The sequence below is a fragment of the Achromobacter sp. SIMBA_011 genome, from assembly GCF_046535435.1.
Classification (GTDB): Bacteria; Pseudomonadota; Gammaproteobacteria; order Burkholderiales; family Burkholderiaceae_B; genus Achromobacter; species Achromobacter dolens.
Genome location: NZ_JAWRWN010001036.1, coordinates 1 through 245, shown reverse-complemented (window position 1 = coordinate 245; position 245 = coordinate 1). Strand labels below are relative to the sequence as shown.

Annotated in this window: 1 protein-coding gene; it reads right to left on the bottom strand. The window is 65.7% G+C overall.

Annotated elements, in window-relative coordinates; all coding sequences use genetic code 11:
• Window positions 1-215 (bottom strand): ATP-binding cassette domain-containing protein (locus tag SB816_RS34170; RefSeq protein WP_410548519.1); only part of this gene is annotated, 215 nt, incomplete at its 3' end.
• Window positions 216-245: the final 30 nt, after the last annotated feature.

Genomic DNA, 245 nt, shown 5'->3' with positions numbered 1-245 from the left:
AGCGGATCGAGCAGCGCGAGCGCGCGCAGAAACACGCTCTTGCCCGAGCCTGACGGACCCGTGAGCACGACGCGTTCGCCGCCGTGCAGCGCGAAATCGGCGGGTTGCAGCAGCACCTGATCGCGCTGTGCGTCGCGTCGCGCGAGGCCAAGCGCTTCGACGAGCGGCGCGCTCACGTCAACGGGGGGACGTTTCGAATCGTTTTGATGGTTCATTGAAAGATGGCAAACAAGACGGGCGAGCGC